10 protein-coding genes are annotated in these 14,808 nt (G+C 71.9%); 9 read left to right on the forward strand and 1 reads right to left on the reverse strand.

Annotation, left to right across the window (positions count from 1 at the left end; translation table 11 throughout):
• Positions 1–16: 16 nt before the first annotated feature.
• A complete protein-coding gene (locus ACO1X9_RS12890; protein WP_486351246.1) occupies positions 17–1,558 on the forward strand; it encodes an ABC transporter permease in 1,542 nt (513 codons plus the stop codon).
• The gene (locus tag ACO1X9_RS12895) at positions 1,558–2,625 is read left to right on the forward strand and encodes an ABC transporter permease (RefSeq protein WP_486351247.1); all 1,068 of its coding nucleotides are present in this window, start codon (positions 1,558–1,560) and stop codon (positions 2,623–2,625) included. Before ACO1X9_RS12890 ends, ACO1X9_RS12895 begins: the two co-directional genes overlap by 1 nt.
• A 5-nt stretch (positions 2,626–2,630) precedes the next feature.
• Here the strand turns inward: ACO1X9_RS12895 and ACO1X9_RS12900 are convergent, their stop codons facing one another.
• Positions 2,631–3,242, reverse strand: coding sequence for a PH domain-containing protein (locus ACO1X9_RS12900; RefSeq protein ID WP_486351248.1), 612 nt, complete (start codon positions 3,240–3,242; stop codon positions 2,631–2,633).
• 44 nt (positions 3,243–3,286) lie between these two features.
• On the opposite strand from ACO1X9_RS12900, the gene ACO1X9_RS12905 reads away from it, so the two are divergent.
• The 7 genes from ACO1X9_RS12905 to ACO1X9_RS12935 all read left to right on the forward strand — a co-directional run.
• Positions 3,287–4,960 carry a dipeptide ABC transporter ATP-binding protein gene (locus tag ACO1X9_RS12905; RefSeq protein WP_486351249.1) on the forward strand — a complete coding sequence of 558 codons (1,674 nt, stop codon included), beginning with the start codon at positions 3,287–3,289 and terminating at the stop codon, positions 4,958–4,960.
• A gap of 39 nt (positions 4,961–4,999) precedes the next feature.
• Positions 5,000–7,549 (forward strand): hypothetical protein, encoded by a 2,550-nt coding sequence (locus ACO1X9_RS12910; RefSeq protein ID WP_486351250.1) that lies wholly within the window; start codon positions 5,000–5,002, stop codon positions 7,547–7,549.
• Positions 7,546–10,212, forward strand: coding sequence for an FtsX-like permease family protein (locus ACO1X9_RS12915; RefSeq protein WP_486351251.1), 2,667 nt, complete (start codon positions 7,546–7,548; stop codon positions 10,210–10,212). The genes ACO1X9_RS12910 and ACO1X9_RS12915 overlap by 4 nt, the downstream gene beginning before the upstream one ends.
• Complete coding sequence (locus tag ACO1X9_RS12920; RefSeq protein WP_486351252.1) at positions 10,209–11,108, forward strand: ABC transporter ATP-binding protein; 900 nt, start codon at positions 10,209–10,211, stop codon at positions 11,106–11,108. The genes ACO1X9_RS12915 and ACO1X9_RS12920 overlap by 4 nt, the downstream gene beginning before the upstream one ends.
• Complete coding sequence (locus ACO1X9_RS12925; RefSeq protein WP_486351253.1) at positions 11,105–11,839, forward strand: ABC transporter ATP-binding protein; 735 nt, start codon at positions 11,105–11,107, stop codon at positions 11,837–11,839. The genes ACO1X9_RS12920 and ACO1X9_RS12925 overlap by 4 nt, the downstream gene beginning before the upstream one ends.
• 9 nt (positions 11,840–11,848) lie before the next feature.
• Entirely contained in the window at positions 11,849–13,675 is a 1,827-nt protein-coding gene (locus tag ACO1X9_RS12930) for an ABC transporter family substrate-binding protein (RefSeq protein ID WP_486351254.1), read from the forward strand.
• A gap of 295 nt (positions 13,676–13,970) precedes the next feature.
• The coding region (locus ACO1X9_RS12935; RefSeq protein WP_486351255.1) for a GTP-binding protein at positions 13,971–14,808 on the forward strand (838 nt) is incomplete at its 3' end.

Consider the following 14,808-nt stretch of genomic DNA (forward strand, 5'->3'; position numbering starts at 1 on the left):
TCGGAACACGCCAACCATGGCCTCATTCGTCGTGCGGCGACTGATCGCATCGGTCCTCGTCTTCATCGCCGCCACCTATCTGATGTACCTCCTCGTCGCCTACTCGGGCGACCCGCTCGAGGAGCTCATCGAGAGCAACGCTCCGAACAAGGAGCAGCTCATCGCGTCGCGCATCCGCCTGCTGGAACTCGATGTTCCGCCGCCGTTGCGCTACTTCCTCTGGCTCGGCAATCTCCTCGGTGTCCGGGGCAACGGCTTCTTCAACCTCGGCGTCAGCATCGACGGCCGGGACGTGAACGCCATGCTCGGGCAGGCGCTGGGCTCGACCCTCCAGCTCGTGACGATCGCGACGATCGTCGCCATCGTCCTCGGCCTCGTCGTCGGCATCACGACCGCGCTGCGTCAGTACAGCGGCTACGACTACAGCGTCACCTTCATCTCGTTCCTCTTCTTCTCGCTGCCGATCTTCTGGGTCGCCGTGCTGCTCAAGCAGTACATCGCGATCGGCCTCAACGACTTCCTGCAAGACGGAGCACAAGTCCCCTGGTGGTTGGTCGCGGTCGCGGCCGTCGTCTCCGGGTTGCTGTGGGCCTCGATCATCCCCGGAAGCCTCCGGCGCAAGATCCTCACGTTCGGCATCGCGCTCCTCTCGACGGGCGCCCTCGGCGTGTACTTCAACCTCACGCAGTGGTTCCTCGACCCGTCGGTCGGCATCGTCGGCGTCGTGATCACCGCAGCGGCGGTGGCGTTCGGCGTGCCCGCGGTTCTCACCGGGCTCAAGAACAAGCGGGCACTGCGCACCTCGATCGTCGTCGCGGTGATCGGTATCGCCCTCTACTTCCCGTTCCGCCTCTGGATCTCGTACTGGATCACCGAGTGGTGGATGCTGCTCGGTCTCGCCGTCGTCACGGTCCTCGTGGGCGGCGCCGTGGGCTACTTCTTCGGTGGCGACGACAAGCGGCCGATCATCCGGGTCGGCGCCTTCACGGCGTTCTTCGTCGCGTTCGTCATCGCGCTCGACCGCTACATGGCCGCCTGGGCGCCGTACTCGAACTCGGGACGCATCCGCGGTCGGCCGATCGCCACGATCGGCGCGCAGACGCCCGGCCTCGAGGGCTCGCTCTGGGTGGAGGGCGTCGACACGTTCACGCACCTGCTGCTGCCGACGCTCGCGCTCATCCTCATCTCGTTCGCGACCTACACGCGCTACTCGCGCGCGAGCCTGCTCGAGGTGATGAACCAGGACTACATCCGCACGGCGCGGTCGAAGGGCCTCACCGAGCGCACCGTGGTCGTGCGTCACGCCTTCCGGAACGCGCTCATCCCGATCGCGACGATCGTCGCCTTCGACATCGGCGGCATCGTGGGCGGCGCAGTGATCACCGAGCGTGTGTTCGCGTTCACCGGTATGGGGCAGCTGTTCCAGGGCGGCGTCGACCGCACCGACCCCAACCCGGTGATGGCGTTCTTCCTCGTCGTCGGGTTCCTGGCGATCTTCTTCAACCTGCTCGCGGACCTCGTGTACGCGGCGCTCGACCCCCGGATCCGGGTGAGCTGATGACCAACCCCGTAGTTCCCCCGCCCGGTGAGGCGGAGAACCTCTCGCACCCCGTGGACGCCGAGAACTCGATCGAGCTCAAGGAGATCGAGGGCCTCTCGCAGGGTCAGATCGTGCGTCGCCGGTTCTTCCGGCACAAGGGCGCGATGGTGTCGCTCGTCGTGCTCACGTTCATCGTGCTGCTCGCCTTCACGTCGGTCGGGCTCGCCATCGGCGACATCCGGGTGCCCGGCTGGTGGCAGTGGACCTGGACGCAGATCCCCGAGGTCATCAACCGCGGGCGTCCGACCCTCTCGCTGGTCCCGGAGTGGCTCGGCGGCGACGGCATCCAGTTCGGCGCGCACCCGTTCGGCCAGGACGAGGTCGGGCGCGACATCTTCGCGCTCACGATGCGCGGCACGCAGCAGTCGCTCATGATCCTGTTCATCGTGGGCATCGTCGCGACCGTGATCGGCACGACCCTCGGCGCACTCAGCGGCTACTACCGGCGTTGGGTCGACCCCGTGATCATGCGTTTCACCGACGTCATCATCACGATCCCGCTGATCGTCGTCGGCGCGGTGCTGGGTCGTACGTTCGGCGAGATGGGCGCCGTCGTGCTCGCGCTCGTCATCGGCGGTTTCACCTGGACGGGCCTGGCCCGTCTCGTGCGCGCCGAGTTCCTCAGCCTGCGCGAGCGCGAGTTCGTCGACGCCGCGCGAGTCGCCGGCGCGAGCGACGGCCGCATCATGTTCCGGCACATCCTGCCGAACGCGATCGGCGTCATCATCGTCAACTCGACGCTGCTGATGGCGGCGGCGATCCTGCTCGAGGCGGCGCTGTCGTTCCTCGGCTACGGCGTGCAGTCGCCCGACACGTCGCTCGGCAAGATCATCTCCGACAACCAGGCCGCGTTCTCGACGCGCCCGTGGCTGTTCTGGTGGCCGGGCCTGTTCATCATCGCGATCGCGCTGTGCATCAACTTCATCGGCGACGGTCTGCGCGACGCATTCGACCCGCGCCAGAAGCGTGTTCCGACGGAGCGGGCGCTGCGCAAGGCAGCCGAGCGCCGGGCGGCGAAGGCGTGAGGATGCTAGAGCGCGAAGCTCAGCACCGTCGCGGCCACGAAGGCGAGCGTCACGGCGATCGTCACGACGTGCGCGCGACGCGTGGGGCCGGTGCCGGCGTTCGGCGGGTCGAGCAGGTCGTCGTCGCGCAGCTGTTCCCAGTGGTTGCGGATGACGAGCGCCACGGCGCCGCTCTCCGTGGTCGGGGAGTCGCCGGGGCGGATGCTGCCCTCCGCGGCTCGACCGGAGTCTGCGGCGCGTCGCACGTCGCCCCTCGTCATCGAGAGCGTCGCGTAACGGCCCGGCGCGGGGCTCGCCCATGCGCTCACGGTGCCGCGGTCGGTGGTCAGGGCGAGCGCCCACTTCGTCTCGATGCGGCGGATGGCACCCCACGGCACGACCGACGTCGTGAAGACGTTGCGCACCTCGATCGCCTCCTCGCGCACGGCGACGCCGGGGAACCAGAACGCCGCGAAGGTCAGCACCACGATGAGCCCCACCACGGAGACCGTGCGCAGCGTCGTCAGCGGGTCGGCGTCGAGCAGCGTCGTGCCGATCGCCGCGACGCCGAGCACCCCGATCACGACACTGAGGATGCGGCCGAACAGCGGCCGGAAGGTCGACTCCTGGAAGCGCATCCCCCGATCCTCCCAGACATCCTGAGCACCACCGAGGAGCACCGATGAACGCCCAGACGCCGGTCGACAACCGCGAGATCGTCCTGGAGGTCACCGATCTCGGGGTCGACTTCTGGGTCGACGGCGAGTTCTACACCGCCGCGAAGGACCTCACCTACACCGTCAGGCGCGGCGAGGTGCTCGCGATCGTCGGCGAGTCGGGGTCGGGCAAGAGTTCCTCGTCGATGGCGCTCCTCGGCCTGCTGCCGCCGAACGCGCGCGTCACGGGTTCGATCAAGCTGCTCGGGCAGGAGCTCCAGGGCATTCGCGAGGACGAGCTGCGCAAGGTGCGCGGCGGCTCGATCGCCGTGATCTTCCAGGAGCCGATGACGGCCCTCAACCCCGTCTACACGGTCGGTTTCCAGATCACCGAGTCGCTGCGCACGCACTACGACCTGCCGCTCGCCGCCGCGCGGGCGCGCGCCATCGAACTGCTCGGGATGGTCGAGATCCCCAACCCCGAGGCCTCGTTCCACAAGTATCCCCACCAGCTCTCGGGCGGTCAGCGACAGCGCGCGATGATCGCGCAGTCGATCTCGTGCGACCCGGTGCTGCTCATCGCCGACGAGCCGACGACGGCGCTCGACGTGACCGTGCAAGCCGAGATCCTCGACCTGCTGCGCGACCTGCACCGTCGCCTCGATTCCGCGATCATCCTCATCACGCACGACATGGGCGTCGTCGCCGACCTCGCCGACCACATGCTCGTGATGAAGGACGGCGTCGCCGTCGAGGTCGGTTCCGCCGACGCCATCTTCAACCGTCCCCAGCACCCGTACACGCAGTCGCTGCTGGCGTCGGTGCCTCACCTCGGCATGGGCGCGGTCAACGTCAACGAGACCCTCGACAAGACCGCCGGACCGGTCGAGCCGATCCTGCGCTTCGAGAACGTCGCGATCGAGTACCCGAAGCGCGGGCGCATCCCGGCCTTCCGCGCCGTCGAGAACATCGACCTCGAGGTGTACCCGGGCGAGATCGTCGGCCTCGTCGGCGAGTCGGGATCGGGCAAGACCACGCTCGGCCGCGCCGCCGTCGGCCTGCTGCCGGTCGCCGAGGGGAAGCTCACGGTCGTCGGCACCGACATCTCCGACGCGTCGCTCAAGGATCTGCGTCCTATCCGCCGACGCACCGGCATCGTCTTCCAGGACCCGGGGTCGTCGCTCAACCCGCGCATGCCGATCGGGCAGTCGATCGGCGAGCCGCTGCTGCTCGCCGGTGAGGCGAAGGGCGCTGAACTCGACCGCCGCGTCGAGACGCTGCTCGATCAAGTCGAGCTGCCGCGCGCCTACCGCAACCGCTACCCGCACGAGCTGTCGGGCGGGCAGCGCCAGCGCGTCGGCATCGCCCGCGCACTCGCCCTCGCCCCCGAGCTGCTCGTCGCCGACGAGCCGACGAGCGCGCTCGACGTCTCGGTGCAGGCGCGTTTCCTCGAACTGTTGCAGGGCATCCAGGAGCAGCTGCAGTTCGCGTGCCTCTTCGTGAGCCACGACCTCGCGGTCGTCGACCTGCTCGCGCACCGCATCGCCGTGATGCACCGCGGCAAGATCGTCGAGCAGGGCACCAAGGAGGAGATCCTCCGCAACCCGCGCGACCCCTACACGCAGCGCCTCATCTCTGCTGTGCCCGTGCCCGACCCCGAGGAGCAGCGTCGCCGCCGCGAGGCGCGCCGCGCGTCCTGATCCCTCGTAGCTGACGGTGCCTCGCTTTAGGCTGTGCGCGTGAGCATCGTCGCGGCCCGGGTGCGGTCGCGCGTCGGCCAGCTGACGGCGATCGCGGTCACCGCCGCGGTGCTCACGGGCGTCGGCGTGGGGATGGTGGGCGCGCTCGAGTCGGGACTCGACGCTGCCGTGCGCGCGGCCGCGGACGACGCCGGTGCCCGCATGATCGTCGCGTCGGCGGAGGCCGACGAGGTCGCGGAGAGCGCACCCGGAGCGTTCGGAGCGGTCCCCGTGCTCGTCGAGGAGGTGGACGAGGTCGTCGTGCTCCGTCCCGATCCTGCGCGGGCCGGGACGGGCGACCTGATGCAGTACCGCGACGGCGCGGCGGTGCTCGCCCAGGTGCTCTCCGACGACGGCGTCACATCGCTCACCGCGGTCTCCGGAGGGCTCGGGGCCTGGGCGGGAGAACTGCTCGACCTCAGCTGGCGGGCCCGGCTGCTCGCGCTCGTGCCCTTCCTCGTCGTCGGCGTCGGCGGGCTCGTCGCCGCCCGGGACGTCGTCCGAGTCCTCGCGCTGTCGCGGCTGACGGAACTCTCGGTGACGCGCTCGCGCGGTGCGTCGAGGCGGCGACTCGTGGTCGGCGAACTGCGCGAAGTCGCCGCGGTCGGTGTCGCGGGAGCGCTCATCGGGGGCGTCGTCGCGGCCGTCATCGCGGGGACCCCGGTGCTGCTCGCCCTCGCCCTCGTGGTCGTCGTTCCCCTCGCCCTCTCGCTCGTCGCGATTCCCGTCGTGCTCGCGGTCATCCCGCGTGATCGCGCCGACGAGGCCGCGGCGAGCTCCGGACGCACGCGAGCCGCCGGCGTCGTCGGTCTCGTGCTCCTGTTCGGTGCGGCCGGGCTCTCGATCTGGCGTCTCGTCTCGACGGGTTCCGCCGCCGACCCTGCGGGGATCGCGGCTCCCGCTCTCGGGCTGCTCGGCGGCTCGGTGCTCGTCCTCGCCGCCGTCGGCGCAGCGGCGCGCGTCGTCGATGCGACATCGGGTCGATGGCGCGCTCTGGGCCCCGCCCTCGCGGTACGGCGGCTCGCTCGCCGCCTCCCGGTTCTCGCGACCGTTGTGCTCCTCGTCGCCATCGCCGCGGCCTCCACCGCCTTCGCCTCCGCGTTCGGGGCGACGGGGGAACGGATCGCCCGCGACGTCCGTGAGCTCCGAGTCGGGGGTGACCTGCTCGTCTCCGAGTGGCCTGCGGTCGCCGACCCCGACTCCCTGCCCGTCACGGGCTCGACCGCTCTCCTGCGCACCCCGGGGGAGTTCGGCGACGACGAACCGCTCATCGTGCTCGCGACGGCGAAGCGGCTCCCGGACGCTCTCCGCTCGCTTCCGGGTCTCGTCGACCCCGACGCCCTCGGCGTGTCGCTCGAGGCGTCGACCCCGGCGCTGGTGCTTCCGGACGGCACGACGCGGCTCGAGGTGGCGACGACGGCAACCGACGGCGTCGTCCTCCGTCTCTGGGTGATCGAGCCCACGGGTCGCGTGCGGTCGGCGCCGCTCGACGGGTCGCCGATCGAAGGCCCCGTCGCCGCGGTCGCCGCACTCGACGCCGACGTGTCGCGCGCCGTCGGCGAGATCTCGGCTCGAGTGACGTCGATCACCGCGACGACCGAGGGGGGTGCCGTGGACGTCCCGGTACCCGTCGACTGGGAGCCGCAGTTCGAGGCCTTCCCGGACTTCTTCGCGGACGCGAACCCGTTCGCCCCCGAGCTCCGCTTCGCGACCGCGACCGACGGCCTCGGCTTCGATCTCGGTCGGACGTCGCGCGACCAGGTCGCCGTGCGTCTGATGCCGCCCGGCGAGGCGGGCGAGCGACTGCCGGTCGTCGTCACCGCGGCGTTCGCCGCTCGCAACGGCCTCGGCGAAGGCGAGGACGTCGACGTGCGGTTCGCCGGCACCGGACGCTACGTGCTCGGCACCGTCGCTGCGACGGTCCCGGCGCTGCCGACCGCCGGAGATCGGGATGGGGTGCTCGTCGACCTCCCCGCCTTCGCTGTGCAGCAGCTGCGCCTCGCCGAGACCGTGCCCGCCGCGACCGAGCTCGTCGTGCGCTCGGAGGATCCCGACTCGGTGCGCGCCGCGCTCCCCGAGGGCACGATCGCCGTCGGGCTCGAACCCGACACCGGCGACCGGATGCTCGGCATCGCGCGCACGCTGCTCTGGCTCGCCGCGATCGGCGCGATCGTCGTCGCGGCCGTCGGCGTGGCGGGCGTGAGCGCATCGCTCGTCGCGGAACGTCGCCGCGAGACCCGCATCCTGGCGGTGCTCGGCGAGCTGCCGACCCGGCAGGCGCGCGGACAGCGTCTCGAGCTCGCGCTCACGATCGCCCTCGCAGGCCTGGGCGGTCTCGGGGTCGGCATCGCACTCGCGTTCGCCGTCGTGCCGGCCTTCGCGCGCGCCGCCGCCCCGGGATCGGGGGTTCTCCCGACGGTCGCCCTCCAGCTCGACCTCGTCGTCGGTCTCGCGCTGCTCGCTGCGTTCGCCGTCGTCCTTGCCGCCGTCGTGGTCGTGCACGGGCAGCGCGTGGCGCGCAGCGCCTCCTCGTCGGGGGGCGCGTCATGACCGAGCTCGGGCGCGCGCGGCTCGCGCGCCGGCTCTACCTCGCCGCACCGGGGTGGTCGGCGGTCGTCGGCATCCTCGTCGTTCTCGTCGCGGGACTGCTCGTCGCCGCACCGCGCGCCGCGACGGAAGCGGCCGGTGTCGAGCTGCGGCAGGCGCTCGCCGACGTGCGCGGACCGCAGAGAGACCTCGTGGCGCAGGCCTCCGCACACCTCGAGCCCGGGTCGGGGGAGACCTCCGACCTCCCACCCGAGGAGGCTGAGGTGTACGGCGCGCTCGACGAGCAGCTTCGCGCCCTCGCCGACACCGCGGCCCCGGGCCTCCGCGAACGCCTGGGAGCGATCGACTACCTCGCCCGTGGCGGCGTGCTCACGGCGCCCCACCCCGACCCGCCCGACGACGTGCCCCTCGGCAGCGCCCGACTCGCCTTCGACCCGCACATCCTCGACCGGGTCGAGATCGTCGACGGCGTCGCGCCCGCGGGCGCGTCCACGGAACCCGACGCACTCCTGGTGGATCCGGTCACCGGGCAGTACGTCACGGTGGTCGAGGTCATGATGTCGGCCGACACCGCCGAGACCCTCGGTTGGGACATCGGACAAGCCCGCATGGTGCGCGAGTCGAACCTCGAGCTACGGCTGACCGGCGTCTTCGACGCGAACGACCCCGAGGCACTGGTCTGGCAGCACGTGCCGTCGGTGCTCACCGCCGAGGAGTTCGACGACGGCAACAGCCCGCCGCGCGCGACGGGAACCATCTTCGTCGCCCCGGGCACGGTGACAGCACTGCCGCATCTCGCGAGCGCGGTGCGCCTCACGGCGTGGCTGCCCTTCGATGCGACCGGACTCACGATCGAGCAGGCGCAGACCACCGTGGCCGAGCTGCGGCGGTTCACGACGGCACGCGAACAGATCCCGTCGATCGGCGGCGCGACGCTCCGCTTCAACTCCGAGACCCTCACCGCGATCGAGCGGGTGCTCGCGCGGAGTGAAGCGACGGCGGCGTTGCTCGTGCTCGTCGGCAGTGGACCGCTCGGGGTCGCCGGGGCGGTGCTCGGGCTCGCCGCGCAGGGAACCGTGGCCGCGCGCCGCCCGACGCTCGCGCTCGCCGCCGCGCGGGGTGCGACGCCGGTCTCGTTGCGCGCCGCGCTCGGGCTCGAGGGCGCCCTCGTCGGCATCCCCGCGGCCGCGTTCGGGGTCGCACTCGCGCTGCTGCTCACCCCCGGTCGGTTCGACCCCGCCGTCATCGTCGTCGCCGCGATCGTCGGGCTCGCGCCCGCCGCGGTGTTCGCGGCGCGCGCGTCGTTCCCGCTGCGACGCTCGACGCGCGACGATCTCGGTGCCTCCACCAGCGGGCGACTCCGACTCGCGCTCGACCTCGTCGTCACCGGGCTCGCGGTGCTGTCGACGGTGCTGCTCGTCACGGGCGGGGGGACGACCGACGACGGACGCGTCGACTGGCTCGGCGTCGTCGCGCCGCTCCTGCTCGCCACGGCGGGAGCGCTCCTCGGCGAGCGGCTGCTGCCCGCCCCCGCGGGAGCGGCGCTCGCGCGCGCGTCGGCAGGCCCCCGTCTCGCGGGCTTCCTCGGCCTCGCCCGCGCGGTCCGCGACCCGGGCGGCTCGATCGCGGGGCTCGCGCTCGTCGTCGCGGTCGCGATCGCCGTCGGATCGAGCGTGCTGCTCGCGACTCTCGACCGCGGCACGGTGACCGCCGCGACGGCCGCGGTCGGCGGCGACCTGCGGGTCGACGGTCCGCCGCTGACCGCCGACCAGGTCGACGAACTGGCGGCGACGCCCGGGATCGCCCACCTCGCCGGGATCGAGGCCGTCGGCTCCGTCACCTTCTCCGACGGGTCCGAGCGGCTGCAGGTGCCGGCCTACGTCGTCGACGGCGCCGAGCTCGCCGGCATCCAGACGTCGTTCCCGGCGGGCCTGGAGGGCGGTGAGTCGCCGATCCCGTTCGTCGGTTCGCCGGACCTCGTCGCCGACATCCTCGGTGAGGAGAACACCGTCGAAGGTGTCTCCGCCGAACTCCTCGGGTCGTCGGGCGGGGCCGCGGGCATCGGCGGCGGTATGTGGCTCATGGTCGACCGCAGCGCCTCCGAGGTCATCGGGGCGGGTCTGTTCTCGCCGCGCATCCTCGTCGTCGGGCTCGAGCCGGGCGCCGACGCCGCCGCCGTCGCGGAGGCGCTCACCACGGCCTTGCCGCAGTCCCGCGTGACGACGCTCGACGACCGGATCGCGCAGCAGCGCGCCACCCCGATCCCCGGCACGTTGCGCGCCGGGTTCGCGATCGCGATCGCCCTCGCCGCCCTGCTCGCCGTCATCGCCATCCTCATGAGTGCGCGACTCGCCGCCCCGCGCCGCGTCACCCTCGTGCGCAGCCTCCATCGCCTCGGGGCCGACCGCCGCACCATCGGCTCCACGTTCATCGTCGAGTCCGTGCCGGCGCTGCTGTCGTCGTTCCTCATCGGCGGAGCCCTCGGCGCCGCGATCCCGTTCCTCGTCGTCGCATCGGTCGACCTCGCCCCCGTCGTCGGAGGCGTCGAGCCGCCCGCGCTCGTCGGCGATCCGCTCGCGCTCGCGCTCATCGTCGTCGGCGCGCTCGCCGCGGCCGCCCTCAGCCTCGCCCCCGTGCTGCTGCCCAACCGGAAGGACTCCGCGTGACCGCCGAAGCGCACATCCTCTGCCGCGATCTCGTGCGCATCTTCGTCACGAAGGGCGTCGAGGTGCAAGCCCTCCAAGGTCTCGACCTCCGCGTCGACCCCGGCGAGATCGTCGCGCTCGTCGGCGCGTCCGGGTCGGGCAAGTCGACGCTGCTCACCATCCTCTCCGGTCTCGACATCCCGACCGCCGGCTCGGCGCGCGTCGCCGGGCACGACCTGCTCGCGATGGGGGAGCGCGACCGCGTCGAGTTCCGTCGACACAGCGTCGGCTTCGTCTGGCAGCAGACGGAGCGCAACCTGCTGCCGTACCTGTCGGCGGCCGAGAACATCCAGTTCGCCCGCAGCGTCGCGGGGTCCCGCACGACCGCAGCCCGGGTCGACGAACTGCTCGCGCCCCTCGGGGTCGGCCATGTACGCGACCGACGTCCCGCCGAGATGTCGGGCGGCGAACGTCAGCGCGTCGCGATCGCCGTCGCGATCGCCAACGAGCCGCACGTGCTGCTCGCGGACGAGCCGACGGGCGAGCTCGACGAGACGTCGTCGTCGGAGGTGCTCGAGGCGATCCGCGACCTCAACGAGCGGCTCGGGGTGACGGCGCTCATCGTCACGCACGACCCGACCGTCTCCGAGCACGTGCGCCGCACCGTGCAGATCCGCGATGGCCGCACCGCGACGGAGACCCTGCGCCGCACCGAGGTCGACGATCTCGGCGAGGAGCGGCACATCGCCGAGGAGTTCGCCGTGCTCGACCGGGCGGGGCGCCTGCAGCTGCCGCAGGACTACCTCGCGGCGCTCTCGATGAGCGAGAGGGTGCGGCTCGCCCTCGAGACCGACCGCATCGAGGTGCGACCCGACCGCGACACGGATGCCGGGCGCGGAGCGGAGGAGGAGTCATGAGCGGGCGACACGTGAGCGGGGAGCTCGTGCTCGAAGCGACGGGCCTCTCCCGCGTCTTCGGCACCGGGGGAGCAGTGGTGCACGCCGTCGAGGACGTCGACCTCGCCGTCTCGACCGGGGAGCTCGTCGTCATCCGCGGCCGCTCCGGCGCGGGCAAGACGACGCTGCTCGACCTGCTCGGCGGCCTGCAGACGCCGACCTCCGGCACCGTCCTGCTCGCGGGGGAGGACCTCTCGACGCTCACGCCCGAGCGTCTCGCCGACCTGCGCCGCCGCGAGCTCGGCACCGTCGTGCAGTCGTTCGACCTCATCCCCGTGCTCTCCGCCGCCGAGAACGTCGAAGTGCCGTTGCGGATCGCCCATGCACCCGTCGCGGAGCGCGAGGCGCGCGTGCACGAGCTGCTCGGCCTCGTCGGGCTCTCGGGTCACGCCGCCCAACGCCCCGCGGAGCTCTCCGGTGGTCAGCAGCAGCGCGTCGCGATCGCGCGAGCACTCGCCGCCAGGCCGCGGCTGCTGCTCGCCGACGAGCCGACGGGTCAGCTCGACAGTGAGACGGCGGGTTCGGTCATGCGACTCCTTCGGTCGCTCGTCGACGAGACGGGGCTCGCGGCCGTCGTCTCGACGCACGACCCCCGCGTCGCCGGGTTCGCCGACCGCGTGCTCGAGATGCACGACGGACGTCTCGCCGTCGCACCGGTCGTCGTCGAGGCCGCTCCCGGCGACACGGCCTAGGCTGGCCCGGTGACCCGCCGTCCGTCGAGGAAGACGCCGCGCATCGCCGCGGCGGGAGCCGTGATCGCGGTCGCCGTCGCCCTCACCGGCTGCACCAGCTCGACGGTCGTCGAGGGCAGCGAGGTCACCGTCGCCGTCGCGGAGCCGTTCACGTCGCTCAACCCCGACACCTCCTACGGTCGCTCGAGCGCCACCAACGCCGACGTCGCGTGGCTCACCGGATCCGCGTTCGCGTCGTACGACGACGCCTACCGTCTCGTCGAAGACCGCTCGTTCGGCACCGCGCAGATCGTCGCCGAAGACCCGCTCACCGTGCGCTACGAGGTCTCCGCCGACGCCCGCTGGTCGGACGGCACTCCCGTCGACGCCGCCGACCTGCTGCTCGCCTGGGCGGCGAACTCCGGAGCGCTCAACACCCCCGAGTTCGACGACACCGCCTACGTCGACCCCGACACCGGGCGCTACACCGACGACTTCCCCGACGACGTCGTCTTCTTCGACGGCGCAGCCGGGGGAGGGCTCGAGCTCGCGACCCAGACGCCGCAGGTCGCCGACGACCGCGCGATCTTCGTGCACTTCGACGAGTTCGTGCCGAACTGGCGCACCGTACTCGCGCCGGGCATCCCGGCCCACGCGCTGCAGACGATCGCCACCGGACGCGATTACGAGGATGCCGGCAGCGCCAAAGACGACCTCGTCGCGGCCGTGCTCGACGGTGACGAGGACGCGCTCGGCGCACTGGCCCGCACCTGGAACGACGCGTACAACCTCGACGAGACGCCCGGCGACCAGACCCCCGAGGATGCCACGCTGCTGCTCGCCTCGGGCCCCTATGCGATCTCCGCGATCGACGAGACCGGAGTCACGCTCGACGCCAACCCCGAGTATCGGGGCGACCGCCGCCCGACGATCGAGACCATCCGGGTGCGCTTCGTGCCGGACCCGCTCGAAGCCGCACGCCTGCTCGCCGCGGGCGACGTCGACATCGCCTCGCCGGAACCGTCGGAAGACGTGGCGTCGGCGCTGCTCGACGTCGACGGGGTGAGCGTCGTCGCGGGCACCGACGGGCGCTTCGAGCACCTCGACCTCATGTTCGCCGACGGTCGTCACGCCACCTTCACCGACGAGCGGGTGCGGCGGGCGTTCCTGCACGTCGTGCCGCGGCAGCAGATCCTCGACGAGCAGGTCGTCCCGGTGCAGCCGGATGCCGCGCTGCTCGACTCGTTCCTGTTGCGGCCCGGTGCGGAAGGGTACGCCGACGCGATCGCCGACAACGGCTCCGCCGACTTCGCGTCGACCGACGTGTCCGCCGCGACCGCGCTGCTCGAGGAGGCGGGCGTCACCGCTCCGCAGGTGTGCGTGCTCTACGACCCCGCGAGCGAACGTCGGCAGCAGGAGTTCGCGGCCCTCCGCGACAGCGCGGCGCGCGCCGGCTTCGTCGTCACCGACTGCTCGAGCCCCGACTGGCGCGGCCTCCTCGGAGTGGCCGGAGCCTACGACGCGGCCCTCTTCGCCTGGGACACCACCCGCCTCGGGCCTGGGGCCGCCGGAGCGATCTACCGCAGCGACTCCGCGCTCGCCAACTTCACGCGCTACTCCGACCCCGAGGTCGACACCCTCGTCGACGAACTCGCCCGCGCCGAGAGCCCGGCCGAGCAGACCCGCCTCGCCGCGGAGATCGACACCCGCCTGTGGGCGGCCTCCTACGGCACCCCGCTGTACTCCTATCCGACGCTCACGGCGGTGCGCGACGACATCGCCAACGTCACCCGGTCGCCGCTCGCCCGCGGGGTGTTCTGGAACGCCTGGAAGTGGGCGCCGGCTCCTTCCGAGTAACTCGGGGCGGGGGTGGGGCGCGTCGCGACCGCTGAGGCAAGAGGCGGGGCCCCTACCCCGATTGCCTCATCGATCGCGACGCGCCCCACCCCCGAGTCACTCGTCGACGCCTTCTAAGACAGTGGGAGAGCAGAGCCTCGGCATCGTCGGGGAACCCGTCAGCGCGGAGGGGCGGGGTTGGGCTCAGGACCGAATCGGGGTAGGGGTCCCCGCCTCTTCGGTCCTGAGTCCCACACGGACCCGCAGCCCCCGATAGACTGGAGCGTTCCCCCCTTCACGATTTCGAGGTACAGCTATGGCCGAAGCACGTCGCAACGACCTGAGAAACGTCGCCATCGTCGCGCACGTCGACCACGGCAAGACGACGCTGGTCGACGCCATGCTGCGTCAGACCGGCTCCTTCGGCTCGCACGAGCACATGGAGGAACGCGCCATGGATTCGAACGACCTGGAGCGCGAGAAGGGGATCACGATCCTCGCGAAGAACACCGCGGTCACCTACAAGGGCATCCACGCGACCGACGGTCACGTGACGATCAACGTCATCGACACCCCCGGTCACGCCGACTTCGGCGGCGAGGTGGAGCGCGGGCTGTCGATGGTCGACGGCGTGGTGCTGCTCGTCGACGCGTCGGAGGGTCCGCTGCCGCAGACGCGGTTCGTGCTGCGCAAGGCGCTCGAGGCGAAGCTCCCCGTCATCCTGCTCGTCAACAAGACCGACCGCCCGGATGCCCGCATCGACGCCGTCGTCGAGGAGAGCCACGACCTGCTGCTCGCACTCGCGAGCGACCTGCACGATGACATCCCGGACCTCGACGTCGACGCGCTGCTCGACCTCCCGGTCGTCTACGCGTCGGGCCGCAACGGCGCCGCGTCGTGGAACAAGCCGGAGAACGGCACGCTCCCCGACAACGCAGACCTCGAACCGCTGTTCGAGGCGATCCTCCAGCATGTGCCCGCCCCGGCCTACGACGACGAGGCGCCGCTGCAGGCGTGGGTGACGAACCTCGACGCGAGCCCGTTCCTCGCGCGCATCGCGCTGCTGCGCGTCTTCTCGGGCACGATCAAGAAGGGTCAGACGGTCGCCTGGGTGCGCCACGACGGCTCGCACACGACGGCCCGCATCACCGAGC

Source organism: Pseudolysinimonas sp. (assembly GCF_057350545.1).